At 37.9% G+C, this 22,065-nt stretch carries 20 protein-coding genes; 3 read left to right on the top strand and 17 right to left on the bottom strand.

Features of this window, described 5'->3' with window-relative positions; all coding sequences use genetic code 11:
- Positions 1 to 32: 32 nt before the first annotated feature.
- Positions 33 to 671 (top strand): PAQR family membrane homeostasis protein TrhA, encoded by a 639-nt coding sequence (gene trhA / locus HNQ94_RS08630; protein ID WP_174495592.1) that lies wholly within the window; start codon positions 33 to 35, stop codon positions 669 to 671.
- Between the two features lie 531 nt (positions 672 to 1,202).
- Here trhA and HNQ94_RS08625 read toward each other — a convergent pair.
- The 3 genes from HNQ94_RS08625 to HNQ94_RS08615 all read right to left on the bottom strand — a co-directional run bounded on the left by HNQ94_RS08625 (position 1,203) and on the right by HNQ94_RS08615 (position 3,050).
- Positions 1,203 to 2,183, bottom strand: coding sequence for a TraB/GumN family protein (locus tag HNQ94_RS08625; protein WP_174495593.1), 981 nt, complete (start codon positions 2,181 to 2,183; stop codon positions 1,203 to 1,205).
- Between the two features lie 78 nt (positions 2,184 to 2,261).
- Positions 2,262 to 2,507 carry a hypothetical protein gene (locus HNQ94_RS08620; RefSeq protein ID WP_376697740.1) on the bottom strand — a complete coding sequence of 82 codons (246 nt, stop codon included), beginning with the start codon at positions 2,505 to 2,507 and terminating at the stop codon, positions 2,262 to 2,264.
- Positions 2,508 to 2,603: 96 nt separating this feature from the next.
- The gene (locus tag HNQ94_RS08615) at positions 2,604 to 3,050 is read right to left on the bottom strand and encodes a GNAT family N-acetyltransferase (protein ID WP_174495594.1); all 447 of its coding nucleotides are present in this window, start codon (positions 3,048 to 3,050) and stop codon (positions 2,604 to 2,606) included.
- A 119-nt stretch (positions 3,051 to 3,169) separates the two neighbouring features.
- On the opposite strand from HNQ94_RS08615, the gene pdxR reads away from it, so the two are divergent.
- Positions 3,170 to 4,591: a MocR-like pyridoxine biosynthesis transcription factor PdxR gene (pdxR, locus tag HNQ94_RS08610; RefSeq protein WP_174495595.1), complete on the top strand. Its 1,422-nt coding sequence runs from the start codon at positions 3,170 to 3,172 to the stop codon at positions 4,589 to 4,591.
- Positions 4,588 to 5,019 (top strand): hypothetical protein, encoded by a 432-nt coding sequence (locus tag HNQ94_RS08605; protein WP_174495596.1) that lies wholly within the window; start codon positions 4,588 to 4,590, stop codon positions 5,017 to 5,019. Before pdxR ends, HNQ94_RS08605 begins: the two co-directional genes overlap by 4 nt.
- Before the next feature lie 49 nt (positions 5,020 to 5,068).
- On the opposite strand, the gene HNQ94_RS08600 is transcribed toward HNQ94_RS08605, so the two are convergent.
- From HNQ94_RS08600 to HNQ94_RS08535, 14 genes are all read right to left on the bottom strand, one after another.
- The gene (locus tag HNQ94_RS08600) at positions 5,069 to 5,545 is read right to left on the bottom strand and encodes a GNAT family N-acetyltransferase (protein ID WP_174495597.1); all 477 of its coding nucleotides are present in this window, start codon (positions 5,543 to 5,545) and stop codon (positions 5,069 to 5,071) included.
- A gap of 134 nt (positions 5,546 to 5,679) precedes the next feature.
- Positions 5,680 to 6,837: a DegT/DnrJ/EryC1/StrS family aminotransferase gene (locus HNQ94_RS08595; protein WP_376697739.1), complete on the bottom strand. Its 1,158-nt coding sequence runs from the start codon at positions 6,835 to 6,837 to the stop codon at positions 5,680 to 5,682.
- A complete protein-coding gene (locus HNQ94_RS08590; RefSeq protein WP_174495599.1) occupies positions 6,818 to 7,873 on the bottom strand; it encodes a lipid II:glycine glycyltransferase FemX in 1,056 nt (351 codons plus the stop codon). The genes HNQ94_RS08595 and HNQ94_RS08590 overlap by 20 nt, the downstream gene beginning before the upstream one ends.
- 68 nt (positions 7,874 to 7,941) lie before the next feature.
- Positions 7,942 to 9,759 carry a polysaccharide biosynthesis protein gene (locus HNQ94_RS08585; RefSeq protein ID WP_174495600.1) on the bottom strand — a complete coding sequence of 606 codons (1,818 nt, stop codon included), beginning with the start codon at positions 9,757 to 9,759 and terminating at the stop codon, positions 7,942 to 7,944.
- Positions 9,760 to 9,855: 96 nt separating this feature from the next.
- Entirely contained in the window at positions 9,856 to 11,826 is a 1,971-nt protein-coding gene (locus HNQ94_RS19740; protein ID WP_174495601.1) for a glycosyltransferase, read from the bottom strand.
- Positions 11,827 to 11,828: 2 nt separating this feature from the next.
- On the bottom strand, positions 11,829 to 12,512 hold the full coding sequence (locus tag HNQ94_RS08575; RefSeq protein ID WP_174495602.1) for a WbqC family protein: 684 nt from the start codon (positions 12,510 to 12,512) through the stop codon (positions 11,829 to 11,831).
- Complete coding sequence (locus HNQ94_RS08570; RefSeq protein WP_217423876.1) at positions 12,509 to 13,147, bottom strand: PIG-L deacetylase family protein; 639 nt, start codon at positions 13,145 to 13,147, stop codon at positions 12,509 to 12,511. Before HNQ94_RS08570 ends, HNQ94_RS08575 begins: the two co-directional genes overlap by 4 nt.
- Positions 13,134 to 14,294 (bottom strand): glycosyltransferase family 4 protein, encoded by a 1,161-nt coding sequence (locus HNQ94_RS08565; protein WP_246199954.1) that lies wholly within the window; start codon positions 14,292 to 14,294, stop codon positions 13,134 to 13,136. Before HNQ94_RS08565 ends, HNQ94_RS08570 begins: the two co-directional genes overlap by 14 nt.
- The gene (locus tag HNQ94_RS08560) at positions 14,287 to 15,534 is read right to left on the bottom strand and encodes an O-antigen ligase family protein (protein ID WP_174495603.1); all 1,248 of its coding nucleotides are present in this window, start codon (positions 15,532 to 15,534) and stop codon (positions 14,287 to 14,289) included. The genes HNQ94_RS08565 and HNQ94_RS08560 overlap by 8 nt, the downstream gene beginning before the upstream one ends.
- A gap of 86 nt (positions 15,535 to 15,620) precedes the next feature.
- Positions 15,621 to 16,958: a nucleotide sugar dehydrogenase gene (locus HNQ94_RS08555; RefSeq protein ID WP_174495604.1), complete on the bottom strand. Its 1,338-nt coding sequence runs from the start codon at positions 16,956 to 16,958 to the stop codon at positions 15,621 to 15,623.
- An 85-nt stretch (positions 16,959 to 17,043) separates the two neighbouring features.
- Entirely contained in the window at positions 17,044 to 17,832 is a 789-nt protein-coding gene (locus HNQ94_RS08550; protein WP_174495605.1) for a hypothetical protein, read from the bottom strand.
- An 11-nt stretch (positions 17,833 to 17,843) separates the two neighbouring features.
- Positions 17,844 to 19,178: a polysaccharide deacetylase family protein gene (locus HNQ94_RS08545; protein WP_174495606.1), complete on the bottom strand. Its 1,335-nt coding sequence runs from the start codon at positions 19,176 to 19,178 to the stop codon at positions 17,844 to 17,846.
- A 685-nt stretch (positions 19,179 to 19,863) separates the two neighbouring features.
- On the bottom strand, positions 19,864 to 20,970 hold the full coding sequence (locus HNQ94_RS08540) for a DegT/DnrJ/EryC1/StrS family aminotransferase (protein WP_246199955.1): 1,107 nt from the start codon (positions 20,968 to 20,970) through the stop codon (positions 19,864 to 19,866).
- Positions 20,957 to 22,009, bottom strand: a complete 1,053-nt coding sequence (locus HNQ94_RS08535) for a Gfo/Idh/MocA family protein (RefSeq protein WP_174495608.1) — start codon at positions 22,007 to 22,009, stop codon at positions 20,957 to 20,959. The genes HNQ94_RS08540 and HNQ94_RS08535 overlap by 14 nt, the downstream gene beginning before the upstream one ends.
- Between the last annotated feature and the right edge of the window lie 56 nt (positions 22,010 to 22,065).

Genomic DNA, 22,065 nt, shown 5'->3' with positions numbered 1-22,065 from the left:
ATGTTTTTTTATTGCAAAGGAAGTGGACTTTAATGGCAACAACACATACATTTACGAAGGCGGAAGAAATTTCAAACTCTATTACCCACGGAATTGGAGCAGTTTTAAGTATTGCGGCACTAGTCTTATTAGTGGTTTTTTCCGCTTCAGAAGGAACAGTTTGGCATCTTGTTAGTTTGACTATTTTTGGTGTTAGTATGGTCATTTTGTATTTTTCTTCAACGTTACTACATGCTCTGCCCGCTGGGAAGGCGAAGGATATTTTAGAAATTTTTGATCATTCCTCCATATATCTGTTTATAGCAGGGTCGTATACACCGATTATGCTGCTCGTTGTACAGGGTTGGTTAGGATGGACCTTGTTCGGCATTGTGTGGGGTCTTGCAATTGGTGGAACTGTTTTTAAAATCTTTTTTGTGAAAAAGTATTTGGTTACGTCGACAGTCCTTTATGTCGTGATGGGCTGGATGATTGTTTTTGCTTGGGAGCCACTCGTTACTAAAATTGATGCAACGAGTCTGATACTCCTCATAATCGGTGGTGTTATCTATACGGTAGGTTCTATCTTTTATGTATGGAGAGGTTTTAAACATCATCATGCAGTATGGCATTTATTTGTTCTGGCGGGATCGACCGTTCACTTTTTCTGTATGTTAAATTTATTACCATAGATAATCCCCTTCTCTTTATGAGGAGGGGATTTTTCTTTTCACGTTTCTTTCTCTCCATCATTCAATCTAGACTCATTAAAATCCACCTCACACGGACACCATTCACCACAGAAACACCTCTACACCCTAGTCTGACAACAAAATCAGCCTTTAGACCGAATAAAGTTCATGCTTGCTACCGTTATTGTGAGAGTCCGTCATGGATATACTATAACTAACAAAAGAAAAAGAGAGGTGATCGGCTTGAATCATTTTGAAATGGAACAAATAATCCAAGAACGCCGACCGAAGTAAGGTAAGTAAAAATCTAATGGAAATGAGGTGGACATGAAATGAACATTTTTGAAATGGAAGTTATGATCGATAATCGTAAAAAGTAATCCAACTTACACTAATCCTATGACCTATTCGATGTACAAAATAATCTTGAATGGAGGATACGATAATTGATCAGCATACAAAACTTAGCAAAAAAGTAAGACCCTACGCTTTCTGAAAAATAGCCGAAAGTATAGGGTCTTATTTGATCTCTTACAATTCTTTTTCTACTGTATAACCACGATCTTCTAATAGTTGAAGAATGCCTTTTTCACCAAAATAATGGGCTGCTCCGACAATTACAAAGTATTGTTCGTTTCCTTCACCATTTAAAAACCCTTCAATTTTATCTGTCATGCCTACGTTACGGTCATCTAAAAGCGCTGTTGTAAAAATCTTTTCTTCCTCTGTTTGATTATCCGTGGCGAGAATCATTTCTTCTAATGCTTCTTCCTCACCATTTTTCCATAATGTTAGCATTTTATCCATTTCGTCTTTGGCGTTACTAGCTTCATCTAAAGAGGATTCTACTAAATATTGCTGAACTTCTATCGGAAAGCTGTCAAACATGCTCATTTGAAATTCTACACTTTCTAGTTCAATAATTTCTTTTTCTGTTTCTACTGCTGCTTCCAGAAAGTGTTGATCAATTCCAAGTTCCGCATTATAGCCAAATTTTAAAATTCGTAAGCTATCTAGCAGCATATAAACAAACCAAGGCTCGTATGAATCTACCGTTTCCATAGGAATCCCATATTGTTCTAGATATGTTTGAAGCTCTGCATACAGTTCCGCTGGGATATGATCAGCGAGAGTAGTTCCATCTGTATACATCGCCATTTCATCCATCAGTGCTTGTGACTCTAGAGGATCAATAGCAAGAATATCCGCTTCCACAGCTACATAATCGGATTGTTCAAATGCTTCTTCAATATCGGCATGTAATGGGTAAAAGTCTCTTGTTGCAACGTGAACGGAACCTAGCATATAAACCGTTATATCGTTATGTGTTGTTTTCCAGAGAAAGCCTCCGCTTCCCTCTTGCTCTTCTTGTTCAGGTTCCGGTTGTGGCTCCACCTCTACTATGTCTTCTTCTTGCTCATTGTCTTTTACTTCTTCCTTATTACAAGCAACTAATGCACTAAACATTATTAGAATAAGAAGTATGTATATCCATTTCCTGAGCATCTGCATTATCCTTTCCACCCATAATAAATAGGCAGGAATATATTAACATATATCCTGCCCACAAATAAACATATAAATGGTCTTTTACCAGAAATAACCTGGGTATCCGAAACCACCATAGAACGGTCTAGGTCCGTAGAATGGTCTTGGACCGTAAAATGGTCTTGGGCCAAATGCAGGGGCAGCGATGGCACTACCTAGCACCCCACCTAAAACGCCTCCTAAAAATGGTCCACCTAAAAACGGTGCTCCAAATGGTGCTATTCTTTGATTTGCTTGATTTCTATACATACCTACTTGCGGATATGTTGGATATTGATGCATATTCATAAATATTTGCCTCCTTCCTATAGCCTTACTAAAGACTATGTAAAAAGGCATGTGTACGTATGGGTACGTATCCTGTTTCTGTAAAAAATTCATCATTTATAGGGAATAGGATATCCAATCACCAGGTGTTGCTCCCATTTTTTCATAAAACCGCTGTGCACGGTAATTATCGTTTGCTGTTTCCCATAACATAGAGGCATATCCTTGTTCTTTCGTAAAAGCTAGGCAGGTTTGAAATAGTTGTTCAGCTATCCCTTTTCCCCTACCTTCCGCTAAAACATACAAATCATTCATAACGGTAATGTTCGCTACTCGAGTTGTACTGAAAGTAAAATATAATGTAGCAAAACCAACTAATTCCCCCTCATTTTCAGCTACAAATTGTAAGCCTCTATCTCCTTTAAGTAAGGTCCCAATTAGCCAATCTAGCTTTCCAGCAGCTGGCACTGGACTTTGATAAAAATTTACTATGTATTCATGCATGAGCTTTTTCAAATTCTCTACGTCCCGTTGTTCTGCTATTCTAATTGTCACTTGTTCCATTTTTCATTCCCCTTATCTATCAATAAATTTTTTGTTATAATGAGTGTATTAATATTTTGTACCTTTTAATAGTTACAGTTTTACACTTTTTAATAGGTACAATTGAAGAGGCGAATTGTATGCTCGAAATAACTCCAAACTTAAAGGATGACCCTAAGCTCCCTCTATACGTGCAGTTATATGAATATGTGAAGAATGATATTTTAGTAGGGAAGCTAGAAGCAGGAACACGACTACCTTCCATTCGTAAACTAGCAGAACACCTAAACATTAGCTTAAATACGGTCAACCATGCTTATCAACAGCTACTTGCTGAAGGCTATGTAGAAAGTAAAGAGCGATCTGGACTTTATATTGTGGAGCTAGAAACAGACTTGATAAAATCAAAAAAGGATATTCCGGATAGTACAACGACACAGAAGCCTAGTAAAAAATACACCTATGACTTCCGCTACGGTACAACAGACGCTGATCATTTTCCATTTCAAACGTGGCGTAAACTGATGAACCAGTTTATTCAATATAATGACGATGTTCACGTAACGTATGGGGATGCAAAGGGTGAATATCGGCTTAGAAAAGAGATTGCCTCCTATGTCCATCAATCCCGGGGTGTTCGTTGCCACCCGGATCAAATTATCATGGGTTCGGGACTCCAGCATTTATTAAGCTTGTTAGCTCAGCTTTTTCGCATCCAGGGACGGTCTAAAATCGCTGTGGAAAATCCTTGTTATGATGGAGCAAGAGCAGTTTTTCAAAATCACGGGTATCACATTAACCCTATTTCCCTAAACGAGGACGGCATTTCTATAGAAGACTTACATAAAAGCCGTGCAAATATCGTATACGTTACACCATCCCACCAATTTCCGATGGGGATGGTCATGTCCATCAAACAAAGGATGAAGATTTTGCAGTGGGCAAAAGAAAAAGACGGTATTATCATAGAGGATGACTATGATAGTGAATTTCGATATTCTGGGAAACCCATTCCCTCTCTTCAAGGGTTGGATAGTCATGAAAAGGTTGTATACTTAGGTACGTTTTCGAAATCCTTTTTACCTTCTATACGGGTTGGCTACATGATTTTAACACCGTCATTACTAGCATCATATGAGAAGTATTTTGCCTTATACGACCAGCCCGTTTCTACGATGACTCAGCACGCTTTGGCTACCTTTATGGAAGAGGGACATTGGGAAAGACACATTCGAAAAATGAGAAAAGTATATGAGAAGAAATATCGTATACTTCTCCAAGCTATTCATCACTTTTTTGATAATCGCGTGAATGTGATTGGGATGGATTCTGGCTTACACATTTTAGTAGAAGTACATAATGGTATGTCGGAGGAACAGCTAATGCAAGCTGCGGAAAGAAAAGATGTTCGTGTGTATCCTGTTTCTAAACATTACGCTTCAGGAATGGATGACACCCCACCTTACATACAGCTTGGGTTTGGAGGAATGAGCGAGGAAAATATATGGGAAGGCATTCGTATTCTCCAACAGGCATGGTTTGAAGAAAGGAGTTTTGCATGAAAAAATGGATTGTTATACTAGCCACACTACTAATAGCCATTTTAGGTTTTCTCTGGTGGCAACAACATCCACAGGACAAGGAGTTTATGAAAAGTCTCATGCTACATCAACCCGTTGATAAAACAGAGATTGATGCAATGCATATGTGGGTACAAGGGGAAGATCCTCAAAGAATTCCACTAGATGAAAATATCCAATTAATAGACTCGTTTAATGAATATGAAGCAAGTAGAGTATCAGAAGAAAAGGCTCCTCAAGCCGAAGCCCAAATTATGTTTAATTTACAGAGTGGATACACAATTATACTGAACTACGTAGATAGTACGATTTATGTCAGTCGTGATGATGTAGGAGCCGGATTAGTGGAATATGTATTACTAGATGATGCTCCTTTACTAGAGGCATCTTTTGAAAATTCACTTCCATAATGGAATGCGCCTGTTCTAGCTAGACCAGGCGCTTATTACTATACACCTACTATTTCATTTCCAAATGCATGACGTATTGTGGACCAATTTTCCCCTCACGTCTAAATCCTTTATCGACAAATCCTACCTTTTTATACAATTGCTGAGCTGCAATATTTCTCTCATTTACAACTAAAATTATTTCCTCTACCTCTGGGAATACTTCCTGTACAAATGCTGGTAGTAATAGCATGGCCTCCTTTGCATATCCTTTCCCTTGATGGTTTTGATCAATAAGAAAGGCGCGTAACAAAAGCACTTCTGTATGTGTCGTAAAATCAGTAATTTCATCACTAAAATGGAGAACAAAAAAACCAATTGGATTTTCATTATGTAAAATGACAATAGGGTGGCGATGTTGATCGCCAACGGCCAAATCTACTGTTTCTCTTGGCATACCGGTAAATTGCTTTTGCTCCTCTGGTAAATCGAAATCGTATAGCTTTTCTTTATATTTTTCCTCGTACATTGCTAGTTTGATAGACATGAGCCTTTTATCCTTCCATTTTTTATTTCCCATCTATCATTACGAATAAAGACATTTTTGTCTACAAAAATATTTTATCAAACACACTTCTTTTCCCTCCCCCTTTTTCAAACGAAAAAGGGGCTAATCTTTCCTTAACGAGATAATACTTGTTTTATTAACTTTATGACTCTATCTTGTTGGTCTTCCGTCAAGCTTGACCCCGAAGGAAGGCATAGACCTTGCTCAAATAACTCTTCTGAAACAACCTTGTCTTGTTTGTGAGGGAAAAAAGTATTGTTTTTAAAAACGGGCTGTAAATGAAGTGGCTTCCATATATGTCTTGCTTCAATCTTCTCTTTTTCCAGGGCTTTAATTACTTCAAATGGACTAACACTTATCACTTTAGGATCGATTGTCAAAGTGGTAAGCCAACGATTTGAAATCGATTCCTTTCCTTCCGGCATAAAAACAATACCTGGTTGATTTCCAATTTCGTCTACATATCGTTTAAAGATTTGACGCCGCTTCTCTACTCGCTCTTCGATTTGTAAAAGCTGAGCCCTTCCTAAGGCAGCTAATATATTACTTAAACGATAATTGTATCCTATCTCACTATGCTCATAATAAGGAGCTGGATCTTTTGCTTGAGCAGCTAAAAATCTAGCTTTTTTTAATGCCTCTAGATCATTAGAAACAAGCATTCCACCTCCTGAAGTCGTAATGATTTTGTTTCCGTTAAAAGAAAACACGCCAAATCTTCCAAAACTTCCGCTCTTTTTTCCTTTATAGACTGTACCTAATGATTCCGCAGCATCTTCAATAATCGGAACGTTATATTTTTCACAAATAGCATTAATTTGATCTAGCTGTGCACTCTGTCCGTATAAATTCACAACGATTACAGCTTTAGGCAATTTCCCTTTTTGTGAATAATGGACAAATGCGTTTTCTAATGCTTGAGGGGACATATTCCATGTTTCCGCCTCCGAATCGATAAAAACTGGCTCAGCCCCCTCATAAATAATCGGGTTTGCTGAAGCTATAAACGTAAGAGAAGGACAAAAAACAATATCCCCTGGCTGAACGTTTAATAGGCGTAGCGCTAAGTGAATGGCTGCAGTTCCAGAAGATAATGCTGCTGCCCCCTTCATTCCTACATATTCCGCTAGCTCCTGTTCAAAAAGATCAACATTTGGCCCTAGTGGAGCAACCCAATTAGAATCCAATGCTTCTTCCATGAATTGTTTTTCCTTTCCTGTTAAATGAGGCGGAGACAATAATATTTTTTCCTCATTCATCCGTATCACCAACCTTTTTTATAATCCCTCGGTAGGTGGGGAAAAACTGCTCTTTTACTTCATAGTTTTGTTTGACGTATGATGTGATTTCTTCATACTGTGTGTGGTTGTATATTTTTTTACCAATGTAGTAGGGAAAGTGGTTGTGGTTTGTGAACGAGGATTTAAATTTAAAAAGTCCATCATCTTCTGCGTAGCCGCCACCTAAATGTAGGGCCTTACATCCTTTACTTTTCGCGACTTCAACCATGTAATCAAATATTAAATTATTCGGTCGTAGCTTTAAATATTTTGTTGTAGATGCACCAAAGTGGTAATGAGCAAACTCTCTACCAACGAGTAGTAACACTCCTCCGATAACTTCCTTTTCATATTCAGCAAAGAGTAATAAACTATCATGAATAGAGGATCCTTCCAGTTGCTTTTCAAAAAACGTGATATCAAAAAAATAGAAATCATCTGCTCCATTTCGATCCATCGTTTCACTATACATATCGTGGAACTTCTTTATCGTTTTGTCATATATATCAGCCGTGTAACATGTTACCCCTTGCTTTCTAGCTTTTTTTATATTCCGCTTGCACATCTTCGTATAGTCATTCCGAATTTCTTTTAATGATTTTGTTAAATCTACTGCAGTTGTTTTTCTAATGTATTGAAGGTCTATTTCTTCTTCTAAATACGCTTCGTTACCTAGCAATGGATGGCTACGAATTGTCTCTGTCACAATGTTATTTTCCTTACAAAAAGAAGTAAAGGCAGCATAAAAATGTTTACATAGCTTCTTGAGATCTTTTCCTACAATAAAAGGACCTCCATAGCCATAAGGGGTCACGATATCCTGCCAATTCCCTTCGACTAGAGGGATGGGGCGAATAATAAAAGGGTAAAATAGCTCTCCATTTTCATTTTCATAATAAACAGCTCGAAGCTCACCTCCTTCTTTTTCAGCAAATGTTTTGCCATATTCAAAAGAATAATAAACATCTAGATTCATATTCTCCGTCCATTTTTCCCAATCTGACTTACTATCTATTAAAACAAGCAATTAAGACACCTCTTGTTGTTTGCATTTTTCTTTTGACTTTGAAAGCCTGCTGTTACGTGTCATCACATTTATTTGTTTTGGTGGTTAACTCTAAATTGTTCAATCATTTTTTCTAATTCCTGTTGAATTTCCTCCATGGACAATTGGAGAAGATTTTCTGTTTCTTCCATGCATGTTGGTGGATACGTTGTTCTTACCCGATTAATCTTCGGGAATACCTCTTCCAAGTTTTCATCATTTTTACTCTGCAATTGTTCATGAAGTTTTTCCCCCGGACGAATTCCAGTAAAAACAATACCTATTTCATGTAAGGAAAAACCTGATAAATGAATTAAATTTTTTGCTAAATCTAGTATTTTTACTGGCTTTCCCATATCAAGGACAAATATTTCTCCTCCTTCAGCTAATGTACCTGCTTGAATAACAAGCTGAGACGCTTCCTTTATTGTCATAAAATAACGGGTCATTTCAGGGTGCGTAACCGTTACAGGACCACCTTCTTGAATTTGCTTTTTAAATAAAGGAACAACGCTACCTCTACTACCAAGCACATTTCCGAATCGGACAGCAACAAATTTCGTTTTGCTTTTTTCATTTAAGGAATGAACAATTTTTTCTGCAATCCTCTTTGTTGCCCCCATTATACTTGACGGCTCTACAGCCTTATCTGTAGAAATACACACAAAGGTTTTAACCTGGAAGGAATCCGCTGCATCGGCCACATTTTTTGTTCCGATAATGTTGTTTTTAATTGCTTCTAAAGGATTTGCTTCCATCAAGGGAACATGTTTGTGGGCAGCTGCATGGTAAATAATATCTGGTTTATATTGCTGCACAACTTCAAAAATTCTTTCTCTATCCTTAATATTTGCAATGACTGGAAAGATTTTTGTTTTGTCTGGATCAAGCTGTGCATTTAGCTCCATATGAATGTTATAAATACTATTCTCTCCTTGCCCTACAAGCACGATTTCCTTAGGGTGAAAGGACATTACTTGTCGACAAAGTTCGGAACCGATCGATCCACCAGCACCAGTGACAAGTATGGATTTCCCGCATATATGAGAAGTGATTAACCGTCGATCCAATTGTACGGGGTTTCGACCGAGCAAATCATCTACGTCCACATCTCGAAACTGGTTAACTGCTAATCTACCAGACATTAAATCTTCTATTTTCGGAATCATTTGGGTTCTTATTTTCGTTCGGGAGCAGACGTTCAAAACATGATTCATTTCTCGACGACTTAAGGTAGGAATAGCAATAATAATATGACTAATGTTATATTTATCTACAACTTTTTCCACATCTTCAATCTTTCCGACAACGGAAATACCATAGTACTGAAGCTTTTGTTTTTTGGGGGAATCATCAAGAAATACGACCGGTTTTAGTATCGTTTCCTTATTATTTTTTAAATGCCGAGCAACCAAGGTTCCTGCTGCCCCAGCTCCGATAATTAACGTTCTTTTATATTGAATAGGTGAATCAGTAGGGCGATTTACATAGAAAACCATCCACACCATTCGCGATCCACCGATAAAAAATAATTGTAATATCCAAATAACACATAATAGTCGAATAGTTGGTTCTGCTCCATAGAGGAAAATATGGAGGAAGGCTGTTGTGATAATGGACAAACTGACTACTTTGCATATAGCCACAAGTTCCCCAATACTAGCATATTTCCAGACCTTTAAATATAGCTTATACGTAAAGGCAAATAAGTGATGCAAAAATAAAAGGAAAACCGCTAGCTGTACCATCACTATACTCGACAAAGACGCCACTTCTGGAATAAGGATAAATGTTCCGACAAATATAGCGAGCAGAATATTTATGCTATCTGATAGCGCTAACAGTATAATCCGCTGCCAAGAACTCAACTTCTTCCCTCCTTTCCCTCTATATGAAAGAATTTTGTTAGTAGTAATAACATATGTGTAGGTCTAAAGTAGGTGCTCAGATTGTATCAATTGGTTTCACTTATTCGTGCGCAGTTGATTGTCTGGAACATCCTTTACTTTTTTAGCAGGGATCCCCATCACTAAATCGCACTTCCCAACATCTTTTGTTACAACACTGCCTGCCGCTACAACTCCCTCTTCCTCAATGACAATACCAGGTAGAATGATGGCATTCGCACCAATTCTTCCACCATTCATTACTGTCACACCTTTTATATGATGAAACCTATCTTCGGTTCTTCCCATAAAGGCGTCATTACTCGTGACGACACAAGGGGCGATAAACACTTCGTTATACAAAATTGAATGTGCTGTAATGTAGCAATTTGTCTCTAATTTACACCTGTCTCCTACTGTACAATCATTTTCAATCGAAACACCACGCCCTACAATTGTCCCGTTGCCAACAAAAACTCTTTCTCGAATCGTTGCTAAATCAGCAATATACACGCTATCTTTTATTGTTGCATTTGCATAAACAATAGCTGAAGTTCCAATGACAACACCGTTCCCAATCGTAGTTGGGGATAGTTTTTCCTTATCCTTTAATATGGAATATTTCGCTTTAGTCGGTCGTTTACCAATGACAGCATTATCTTGTATGACAACGTTATCTCCAATAATCGTTCCTTCATAAATGATGACATTGTTACCAATTGTTACACCCTCACCTAACTGCACATCATCTTGAATGATCACGTTTTCCCCTCGTTCAAAAGGTATGCTCATGTGAAAACCTCCCTCTTCTATTTGCAACTCTTCATTCAATACGGACACTAGTTTTTTGGAAAGGTTTTCCCAAGAATGATACGCTTCGACGTATTTTCGTCCTTTTCTCCCAAATTCTAAGCGCTTATCTTCATCTTGTGAGAGGGCGATAAGCGAATCAGCCATTTCTTCAGGATTATTTACTATCATTCCGCATCCGGAATTTTGTATATGAGATTCCTCCCGCTGACTTAACAATAAAATCGGTAAACTAGCGGCCATATAATCATAAATTTTGTTAAAACTAATCCCCCATTTATATAGTTCCGCATCGTTTAAGCTCACTAAGCCTACGTCAGCCTGTTCCAAAAGATAAGGAATAAACTCCTTTGGTACGGACGGCAAAAAGGTGACATTCGTTAACCCAAGGTTTTGTTTCATCTGGAGGAGTCTTTCTTTTTCTGGTCCATTCCCTACAAAAACAAAATGAATATCCTTCCTTTTTTCGTTAGCTGCTTGAGCAGATAAAAGTAAAGAATCCAAGTAATCTGTTATGCCATGAGAACCTGTATAAATAGCAATGAACTTATTTTCGAGTTGGAGTTGCTGAAAAATCTGCTCCATTTCTGATGGGAGTTTCTTTTCATAGGAATCAAATCTGCTTAAGTCCACACCGTTTGGTAAATACAATACTTTTGCGGTATCTATTCCCCGACTTTCCACATAGTGGACCGCTTTATCGAATAGCAAAATAATTTTGTTAGCTTTTTTATATAAAAACTTTTCTAACAAACTTAACCCTATAACTACAGGATTGTATTTGGATACATTGCCAACATCAATAAGTGTTTGTGGCCATAGATCCCGTTCTTCAAACAAGAAAATTGCTTTTTTCTTTTTTGCCAATTTGTAAGCAATTACAGGGGCAAAGGGGTGCATCAAGGAACCAATAATAATATCGGGATTTTCTTGCAGCTTTTTGGCATAACGGTAGGCACGAACTGTGTAATCCAACATATTTTTTATCCTGCGCCAATCATTTTTCGTATACACTTTTGTCTTCACCCAAATGAAACGAACCCCATCCAAATATTCCTCTTTCACTAATTCGTTGGAATCTTGAAATCTAGTATCCACATCCGATTGATGAACGAACGAGGAAGCAAATATCGTTACTTGGTACCCTTGCTTTACTAGCTCTTTTGCAAGGTCATACGTTCTTGTTCCTCCTGAAGCACCAGGCCCACTTGCATGATGATTAAAAAACCAAATGTTCAACGTTACTCCCCTCCATTCCAAGGGGTATTTCGTTTCACATTAAATAGATAGTCAATTGTACTTAGCCCGCCTTCGAATGCATTAAATAACTGAGGATATTCGAAAATGGAAAAGCTATGATAATCAACCTGTATCCCTTTTTCAGCAAAAATGTCATGTTCTAAATAATCCTTCCCCGTTGGACCAGATAAATAGGTCGTGCCACCAACACTTTTCACTAAATCGGATAATAGCTCCGATTTTTTTCCGTTTACTCCTAATGAGGAAGCCGTTACTAGTGGGGTTTCGATTCCGAGCTGTTTTTTTGTCCATTCAATACCTGGAATCGTAAAATCAATGAGCTTATCTCCATGAAATTCCTCATATAAACTTTCTAACTGTGGAAAAAGCTCATCAAAATGATCACTTCTGCTATAAAATAACTGGAACATTTTTTGATGATCTTCTTTCCAATTAATCGTGTCACTAACTTTTACGTCTTTTGTTAGCTGGGCGAATTTCCCTTTTGTTTCCACTGGTACTGTTAACCACTGGGCTCCATTGGGTGTTTTGATTTTGACTCTATTTTGATAGCTCCTTTTTCGGAATGGTACGGTATCTAGCAAAATCATCATGTCGGAATGTGCCATCTTGTCAAAAAAACCTAACCACGGAAACAAATTTGGTTGATGAATCGATACAATCATACAATCACCCTCACTACTTCGTAAGCTTCAGCCCACTCTTTCTTTATTTGTGTTCCTCTTAATCGGGCAAGACCATATATAAAATCATCTGTAAAATAAGGTCTGTTCATCGCTATTTGCGAGCGATATGCTTTTAGTGCATTCCACTTTTGGTCAATATGTCGTTTATCTAACCCCACAAATACTTCAGAGGAAAAGTTCGTTTGATTCCAGGGAAGTTCGTAACCTAGCACACTACTATTTTTAAACGCTCGTTTTCCTTCATTGTGAATCACTTGATGATCCTGATGAACATCATGAGAACATGGTAAACAGACAAGGTCTGGGTTTATTTCGTTGCGGAGTGTAATTAAATCATCCAAAATTTCCTGCCGATGATCAGAAAACGTACGTACTTTATAATGAAAAACGTGCATATTTTGTTCCTGTACCCCTAAAATAGACATGGAGTTCCTAAATTCTTTCCGTAAAGTGTCTTTTGGTACATCTTCTGGAATTGACTGTTCCGCTGCAGAAAATGAGACGACATACACATCCATTCCTTCTTCAATCAAACGTGCTATTAGTCCACCGGAACCTAATTCAGCATCATCCGTATGCGGTGCTAATACTAGTAATTTTTTAACTTGAAACATGATACTCCTCTCCCTTTTGCTTTCCTGCTAGCTTTTCGTAAAGTTGTTGGAGTTTAACGCTTTCCTGTTGCCAATTGAATTTTTCGAATACAGCTAACCTACCTCTTCCTCCCATTTTCTTCGCCTCTTCCGGATGATCGAACAACCATTGAATATAACTACCTATTGCTTCGGCATCCAGTGGATCAACACAAAAACCACATTTGTTTCCTTCTACAATATCTTTTAATAGGGGAAAATTTGAGGCTATCACGGGAATACCCGCTGCCATATATTCAAAAATTTTAATTGGTAAGGAATGCACATAATTCGTAATTGGGTGGCCGATATATAATCCAGCGACAGATTCGGAAAGTGTTTGTTGTACTTTTTCCCGGTTAATAAATCCAAGTTCCTTTACTTGCTGCCAACCAGGATTTTTCACCACTTCATCCCGAAGATCCCCGTTATTAAAACTTCCTGCGAGTAATAGGTGGCCATCTGTTTTCCCAATGGCCGTTACCATTTCTTCGATTCCACGCACCTTTGAAATACCACCGACATAGCAGATATTTCGACCTTTAATTGGCCGGTTCACAGAAATGTTAGCAAATTCCTCAACAAGCGGATAATTACAAATAACGGTTACATTGTTGGACACTTGTTGGAATCGTTCTGCAATGTGAGGAGTTGCCGTTATCACACTATCAAACTTCCTAGCACATTTATTTTCATAACGTTCTATCATGTTAGATACAAGCTTGCGAAAAGGTTTTGGAATCCAATATTTTGATAGAATTTGCCTCGGTACATCCTCATGCACATCATAAATGACTTTCTTTCCTTGGCGCTTTAACAACATGCCAACTGGAAGTAACTCTGGATCATGAAAATGATACATATCAGCATCTACGCGTTTCGCTTTTCGATACAGTTCTACTAACGTTTTTGTCATCCTAGCTAGCCTAGACTTCGGTTTTTGTAATGGGATTACTTGAATACCGTCAATCTCTTCTTCCTTATCGTGTTGGACGACATAATAAACATCTAGTCCTGCATGTTTTAAGCTCTTCGCTTCTTTATAAAAAATCCTCGTATCCTCCAAATCATGCACGGACGACAGCATACAAATTTTCATAGCAACCAAACAGCCTTTCTTCTTATTCAAGCTTTCGTTCATCATGCAAATAGGACAGTAATCCTAAGAAGACAAAAAACATTCGGTTATCTGGGATATCTCCACTTAACAACACATTTAAAAAACTATTAGCAAAAATCATCACAAGTAGTATATTCATTTTGTTGGAGGCTACTTTTTTTATAGAAAGTACGTTTCTTAAGAAATAACCTAGCAATAACAGAAAAAGAATTAATCCGACCAGCCCAAGCTCAACAATTATTTCTAAAAATATATTGTGTGGATAATCTCTTATATCCGATCCATAATGTAGAACTGGCCACGATCCTATACCATTACCTAATAGTGGACTTTCCATCCAGTAAAAAATAGAATCCTCATAATAGCTTGATCTCGTTCCTGCAGAAGAAGGATCTGCACCTTGAAAAAAGGCAACTAACCTCGACAATGTTAACAACTGTTGGTTCGTCTGCCATAAGTACACTAAGGAGAGAACACTACTAAGAAAAATGAGTATAATGAAAACTGCATACCCTTTTATTTTGATAAAGGATTGATTTAGTCGAACGGCATAAAAAACAGGTACTAAAATGCCGATAAATGCTGCCAATAAAGGACCACGCCCACCTAGAATTAATAAAATAGACATAAAAAAGATAAACAAAAGTAAACTCACTAATTTGATAAATATATGGTTGCGGTAAAAAAGTAAAAAACCAAAAATAATGACTGCTCCAACACTGATGAGCTGGCCAACTCCTAAATATCCACTTCCATTCACGGTAACGAAATTTACTCCCGACGTTTGGAGGTAGGCTTGAAATGCTTCATAGGTGAGCCAACCTCCAAACAATACGTTAATGAGTAAAAATCTTTTTACTCTTTCTGTACTAGGGGCAATAATGACAATAGAGGCTACAAAAGACCAAGCGACCAAGCTAAACATATGGAGTATTTTTTCGGTTGCGTATGCAGATCCTGGTGTCCAAATAAGGCTAAATAAGGAGTATATGAGGAAAATGATAAATAGGAGTAGTGATACACCTGCTTTATGCTCTATTTTAAAGCCCCTTTTGAAGGCGATGATATAAAAGCCTATAGCCACACTAGCGATAAAAAAGAATAACGTAATATCGATTGGAAACACGGAATTGATTACCGGATTTGCTTTATAGACACCTGCATGTAGAAATAGTGCAAATAACATTTCAAAACTAAATATAATACTTACTACTTTCCCAATTGGAGTCCTTTTGTTTGTCTTCACCATATACAATCCACCTTCATATGGCCTTTTCTGTTATCCAAAATGGAATTGCTTTATTGTACTACTCACTCGCACTGTCCGTGCCTGGATTATAAGCGATAATACTTATGCTCGATTTTTTTATCTTGTAAGGCATTTCTCGTATCAAAAATAACTTTTGCGTGTTTAGCAATAACATCATAGTCAAAAGTGCTATGATCTGTAGTAATGACTACGATATCTGCATGCTCCAATTTTTCCTTCGTAGCTGGCACCGTCTCATACTCCTCTTTTCCATCTGTCCACGATTGAATATGCGGATCACTACAAATAACATTAGCTCCTCTTTTCTTCAAAATTTTTACGATATCAATTACTGGGGATTCTCGGTAATCACTTATATCCTTCTTATACGCTACACCTAACAAATGAATAGTCGATCCTTTTATTGGTTTCTGTTCTTCATTTAAAATGATGCCAATTTTTTCAACAACGAACTCTGGCATACTATTATTAATTTCTCCTGCTACTTCTATGAGTCTCGTATGGTAATTGTACTCCCGTGCTTTCCACGTTAAATAAAATGGATCAATCGGAATGCAATGACCTCCTAACCCCGGTCCAGGATAAAAAGCCATAAACCCATATGGCTTCGACTTGGCAGCATCTATGACTTCCCATACGTTAAGTCCCATCCGGTTGCACAAAATAGCCATTTCGTTAGCAAGCGCAATATTAATATTACGAAACGTATTTTCAAAGATTTTTTCCATTTCAGCTATTGCAGGACTTGATACTTCGACGACGCCACCTTCTAATACAGCTCGGTACATTGTTGCCGCCACTTTTGTACAGTTTTTTGTCACTCCCCCAACGACTTTTGGGGTATTCTTTGTATTATATTTTTTATTACCCGGATCGACTCTTTCTGGTGAATAAGCAAGGAAAAAATCCTCCCCACAAGTGAGGCCACTATTCTCCAATATTGGTTTTACTACTTCTTCAGTCGTTCCAGGATAAGTGGTACTTTCTAAGACAACTAACATACCTGGATGTAGCTGCTCTGCGATTTTCTGGGTAGAATACTCTACATAACTAGTGTCTGGTTGTTGGTAAATATCTAGGGGGGTTGGCACACAAATTGTTACAGCGTCTACGTCATCAATAAACGAATACTCCGATGTGGCTACGATTTTCCCCTCTTCCACCATCTGTTTTAAATCCGCATCGACTACATCCCCAATATAGTTGATTCCTTGATTGATCAAATCTACTTTACTTTGCTGAATATCGAATCCGATTACTTGATAGCCCGCTTTTGCTTTCTCTACAGCCAGTGGAAGGCCAACATATCCTAATCCCACTACTCCTATAACCGCTTTTTTTGCAGAGAATTTATTCATTAATTGTTCAGCCAAATTATTTTGGTTTGCGTTAGATGAATCCATAACATTCCCCCCGAAGAATTTTCTCGATGTCTATTTTAAAAACCGTTATTTGTAATTAGCCATTAAATATAATAAAACTTTTCATTTATTTGAACTTCCAGCCTTCATATAGCCTTATCCAAACCTGCTTTGCATTTTCTAATGGTGCAGCCCCCCATTGACGAGGGTGTGAGAGAAAATAGATAACCTTTTCTCCATTTTTTATTGCTTCCATTGGCGAGGATGGATAGTAAAATTCTGGGTAAAATCGATCTGCATGTCGACTAGTCACATACTGCATGAAAGTATCATCGTATACTTCTAAATCGATTCCCAGTTCCTTTCGAACGTCCTCCGATAGCAATTCATGATTAATAATATTTAGTTTTCGATTGGCAAAGTCCCCATGAGAGGCGACAGTTCGCATCGGTAACCCCGTCACTTCTCGCAAATAGTGTAAATGGGTTTTAAAATCTTGCCGAATACGATCCATGTGCTCCTCTTCATAAAGTAGGTCCCTCGACTGGATGTTTTTTTCCTTAGCATAAGTGGCAATTTCTTCAAAATGATAACTAGCTTCCCCACCACTTTTTTCAATTTCTTTCATGAGTTCAAAGTCTAACGTGCTTAACCGAAAGTAAAAGGAAGAAATAATGCCAATCTCTCTTTCTATTTCAACTATTTTTCTAGCTCTCTTTATATCCGAATCAATATCATGGCGATTAATAAAGTAGCGTTTCTTCGGATTTAGACCTGTATTTATTTCCTTCCAAAAAGAGGAAATCGAATGCATTTCATATCCATTGTCTATAGCAAACTGTAGGATTTTCTTATACTCACCTAATCGGTTGGGTAGAAAAAAATCACTATGCATGCGATAAAGTAATTCTTTCATTTTGTTCACACCTACTTTAATATGCGGAAATAAACGTCCTTCACTTGTCTCCATAATCCATGATTTAAATTAGAATTGTGCCATAGCAAAACGAAATTCCCTTTATATTTTTGTACCTTTTCTTTCAGCTGGTTTATTCTTCGCCACATGATTTCTGGCTCAATTTCATCTGTATATTCAAATGTTGTTTCCATGATAATGAGTGGACTTTCTTTCAGGTTAAGCTTTTTTCGAGTTACCACATCGAAAACCGAAAATGCATAACAACAGCCACAACGAAAGCCTTCCCTTTCCGGATAACCTAACGTCATATCCATTTCCATCCCATTTTGTTCCCAAATCCGCCACGTTTCTGGCACATGAAAACGGAGATAATGCTGACGCCCTTCCTTCACTTCTACTTTAAGCAATTCCTCTAATTGTCTTTTTTCGTTTTGCCATTGCTTAGAATTACGATAAGAATTAAAGCTCGGATGAAAACCAATGATATGACCCCTGTCTTTTATCTTTTGAATCATGTTTTGTACGTCAGGGTCATCTATTCGGTAATGATTATCATAGGAAGTAAGACCGCCATTCATCAAATAAAATCGCGATGGAATCCCGAGTAGTTCTGAATAATCCATCAGCTCATCAAATGTGTCATACGGATCTTTCTGCAAATTATTTTTAATATCAAAGTATTGCTTCCATCGCGAGAAAAACAGAGAAAGATTTTTTCTCAAAATCAAATCCCCTAACATCGTTCGGGCTACATCTTTCCAATTACTCCATAATCGAACATGATCCACGTCATGAGTAAGAACAATTGAAAAGCTTCTTTCCCTTCTTTTCTGTTCCTCCCCTAAAAACTTCATCATGTACCAGAGCATTTCTACATACTCGTTCACAACTGGTCGATCTAAAAAGTTGTGTTGATAAGCGAGACTGGAAGTTGCAGGAAATCGATTGTATGAATCGAGGTCCGATTTAACATATTCCTCCCACCTCGTTACCATAAAAAAAGACGATGCAAAAATGTCTATCCCACAAACTATTTTCTCTTCCTCGATATCCATTTGGGATGTGCCATAAATAATTGGAATGTCTTTTTCTGGCGTAAAGTTATTTTTCGAAAATAGGACACATTTTGGAATCATACTTTTTTGTAAATATCCTTTTTCGGATTTAACTAATGAAAAAAAATGGTCTTTTACCGTAATCTTTTTTTCATTCGACAAGACAATTTCGTAGTCTTGTTGATCATGAAAATACTTTTCGTAGTGAATACCTAAAAATTCACCTAGCAAAATATCGACAATATATTCTCGCTCTTGTTGAAAGTTATTTGGTATGAAAATTTTCATGTTGAAAATCCTCTTTTATTTAGTTGAGTAGGCATTATTGCCTTTCATACAACCAACTTATTCCAATTCACTCGACTGGTGACAGCAATTGCCTAATAATCCCATCCTTTTTCAAAGAGGGCTGTTTTCTATAATATTGTCTTTCTATTTACTTAAACTACGACATAGCTATAGCTTTGAATGTTGGTGAGTGCTATACGACCGCTTCGGCAGAATACTTCGCTTTCCACGGGCACGGCCTCAGCCTCCTCGCGGAAAACCACTGCTGCGGGGTCTTCAGACACGTGCTATCCCGTAGGAGTCTGCGTATTCTGCCTACACTAAGATTGATTTTCTGAATCAAGAATAGTGGTAAACCATGTGGGATGTTAGATAATTCTTCCTACTAAGCCTATATTTTTAAATTTCTTTTGCACAATTCATTAGTACATTAAAGATAAGCACATGCTGAGCGAAGGAAATACACACGTAGACTCCTACCGGACTGCGAAGACGTTGAGGCCCCACAGCGAGCCTTCTGTGCGAGTGAGGAGGCTCAGCGCGAGCCCTAAGGTGCGCGTAGTGTATTTCCGGAGCGGTTCGATTTGCACAAATCAAGTTACGTCGCATTTTCTATCAACTGAAATACAGTAATAACAGTGAAAAGTGCCTGAATGTAAAAGAAGAACCATCAGTGATGGTTCTTCTAAAAGAAATCTTTCACAACAGTAATGATGTGCTGCTGTTCTGCCTCTGTTAATTCTGGGAACAACGGCAAAGCCATTGTTCTCTCTGCTGCTAGTTCCGCTACTGGCAAACTTCCTTTTCTGTATTTCAACTTTTTGTAAACCTCTTGTAAATGTAAAGGCAAAGGATAGTAAACCCCTGATTGAATGTTCTGTTCAGACAAATGCTCCATTAATGCCTTTCTTTTATCCGTTTGAACAATGTAAAGGTGGTAAACAGATTTCACCTGTTCTAATTCAACTGGTAGTTGGATTGGTAGATCTTTAAAAGCTTCGTTATATTTAGCAGCTATCTCGCGGCGTTTCTCATTGTATTGATCTATATAAGCTAGTTTTACTTGTAAGGCTGCTGCTTGAATAGGATCTAATCGACTATTATAACCAATAACCGAATGAAAATATTTCTTGGTACTTCCATGAACTCGCAGTGTTTTTAAATCTTTGGCAAGGTCTGCGTTATTGGTTGTAATCATTCCACCGTCACCAAAACCACCCAAATTTTTTGTAGGGAAAAAAGAAAAACAAGCCGCATCTCCTATACTCCCTATCTTTTTATCTTTATAGGTGGAGCCGATTGCTTGGCACGCATCTTCTATGACGTACAGATTGTGTTTTTTTGCTATTTGCATGATGGAATCCATTTCTGCGGGCTGTCCAAACAAATGCACAGGAATTATTGCTTTTGTTTTATTTGTTATACATTTTTCTATCTGAGAAACGTCTAGATTATACGTGTCTGGATCGATATCTACAAAAACAGGTCTTGCTCCCAGTTTGGAAATTACTTCTGCTGTAGCAAAGAAGGAAAAAGTAGTCGTAATTACTTGGTCACCCGCACCGATCCCAAGTGCCTCTAACGTAAGTAATAACGCATCTGTTCCATTAGCAACACCGATTGCTTCCTCCACTTCACAGTAATCTGCTATTGCTTTTTCAAACTCCTGCACTTTTGGACCCATAATGTATTGTCCACTCTCTAACACTTGCATCATTTCGGCATTTATTTCCTCTTTTAATTCCTCGTACTGCCTGGCTGTACTCATTAATGGAATATTAGTCGTTTCCATCTTCCTTTTCCTCTCCCTTCCATTGCAGTTCATATGGGCTATTTTGCTCTGCAGCATGATAGATTGCTAGGACTAATGCTAAGGCATTTCTGCCATCCTCCCCTGTTACGATAGGCGCCCGATCCTGCTCTACAGCTTTTATCATATCTTGAATAATCATCTGATGACCTGGTATGCCGAACGGATCATTCTCCACTTTGCCCATGATTTTTTCCGTTTCTGCTTCTGTTTCATGGTCGAACACCCAATGCTTTATCCAATTAGCAGTAGGTCCACCGATTTCCGCGCTACCAGTCTCACCAAATATACTAATTGATTCCTCTAGATTTTTTGGGTAAATGGTAGATGTTGCTTCAATAACCCCTAACATGCCATCTTTAAAGCGGAGAATTGCTGTTGCAACATCCTCTGCTTCTATATTCCTAATTCTTGTGTCCATATAGGCTTGCACTTGCTCTACGTCCCCAATTAGCCAAAGAAGTAAATCTAAATTATGAATTGCCTGATTCATGAGAACTCCGCCATCCTGTTCTTTCGTTCCTCTCCAACTTGCCTGATCATAATAAGCTTGATTTCGATTCCAACGCAACGTTGCATTGACATAACTAATCGTACCGAACTTATTTTCTTGTATGGCTTGTTTTAAGGCAACGACGGCCGGACGGAATCGATTCGGATGTACAACGGTTAGCTTTACATCGTTTTCATCACAGGCTTTTAAAATTGCATCCGCATCTGTCAGTGTTAATGCCATTGGTTTTTCTAACACAATATGTTTTTTTGCATTAGCAGCTTGAATAGCTAGTTTCCTATGTGTTCCACTTGGGGTACAAATGCTGATAATATCAATTTCCTGTTGGTCCAATAACTTTTCAAAGCTCGTAAACAAATGTTTAATATCATACGTAGAACCAAACTGTTGTAACTGATTCGCATTTGCATCACATAAGGCATATAATCTTGCCCCTTCTGAATTATTGATTGCTTGCACATGTTTCTTGGCAACATGCCCACAACCTACTATGGCAAAGTTAAGCATTATCCTACTCCTTTCTTTCACGTTTAGTTTATTGAGTAGAATAAAAAGGTGTGCCT

This window comes from Salirhabdus euzebyi (genome assembly GCF_014207435.1).
Taxonomy (GTDB): domain Bacteria; phylum Bacillota; class Bacilli; order Bacillales; family Alkalibacillaceae; genus Salirhabdus; species Salirhabdus euzebyi.
Note: the sequence above shows the minus strand (reverse complement) of the source record. Positions and strands in the feature narration are given on the sequence as shown.

Bases quoted from the DNA above. Each gene is read 5' to 3' on its own strand.
- HNQ94_RS08540 (WP_246199955.1), bottom strand. From the start codon at position 20,970: ATGGAAACGACTAATATTCCATTAATGAGTACAGCCAGGCAGTACGAG.
- HNQ94_RS08615 (WP_174495594.1), bottom strand. From the start codon at position 3,050: ATGGAACAAGTGACAATTAGAATAGCAGAACAACGGGACGTAGAGAAT.
- HNQ94_RS08535 (WP_174495608.1), bottom strand. From the start codon at position 22,009: ATGCTTAACTTTGCCATAGTAGGTTGTGGGCATGTTGCCAAGAAACAT.
- HNQ94_RS08550 (WP_174495605.1), bottom strand. From the start codon at position 17,832: ATGAAAGAATTACTTTATCGCATGCATAGTGATTTTTTTCTACCCAAC.
- HNQ94_RS08575 (WP_174495602.1), bottom strand. From the start codon at position 12,512: ATGATTGTATCGATTCATCAACCAAATTTGTTTCCGTGGTTAGGTTTT.
- HNQ94_RS08560 (WP_174495603.1), bottom strand. From the start codon at position 15,534: ATGGTGAAGACAAACAAAAGGACTCCAATTGGGAAAGTAGTAAGTATT.
- HNQ94_RS08555 (WP_174495604.1), bottom strand. From the start codon at position 16,958: ATGGATTCATCTAACGCAAACCAAAATAATTTGGCTGAACAATTAATG.
- HNQ94_RS08620 (WP_376697740.1), bottom strand. From the start codon at position 2,507: ATGAATATGCATCAATATCCAACATATCCGCAAGTAGGTATGTATAGA.
- HNQ94_RS08600 (WP_174495597.1), bottom strand. From the start codon at position 5,545: ATGTCTATCAAACTAGCAATGTACGAGGAAAAATATAAAGAAAAGCTA.
- HNQ94_RS08570 (WP_217423876.1), bottom strand. From the start codon at position 13,147: ATGTTTCAAGTTAAAAAATTACTAGTATTAGCACCGCATACGGATGAT.
- HNQ94_RS08605 (WP_174495596.1), top strand. From the start codon at position 4,588: ATGAAAAAATGGATTGTTATACTAGCCACACTACTAATAGCCATTTTA.
- HNQ94_RS08545 (WP_174495606.1), bottom strand. From the start codon at position 19,178: ATGAAAATTTTCATACCAAATAACTTTCAACAAGAGCGAGAATATATT.
- HNQ94_RS08625 (WP_174495593.1), bottom strand. From the start codon at position 2,183: ATGCAGATGCTCAGGAAATGGATATACATACTTCTTATTCTAATAATG.
- trhA (WP_174495592.1), top strand. From the start codon at position 33: ATGGCAACAACACATACATTTACGAAGGCGGAAGAAATTTCAAACTCT.
- pdxR (WP_174495595.1), top strand. From the start codon at position 3,170: ATGCTCGAAATAACTCCAAACTTAAAGGATGACCCTAAGCTCCCTCTA.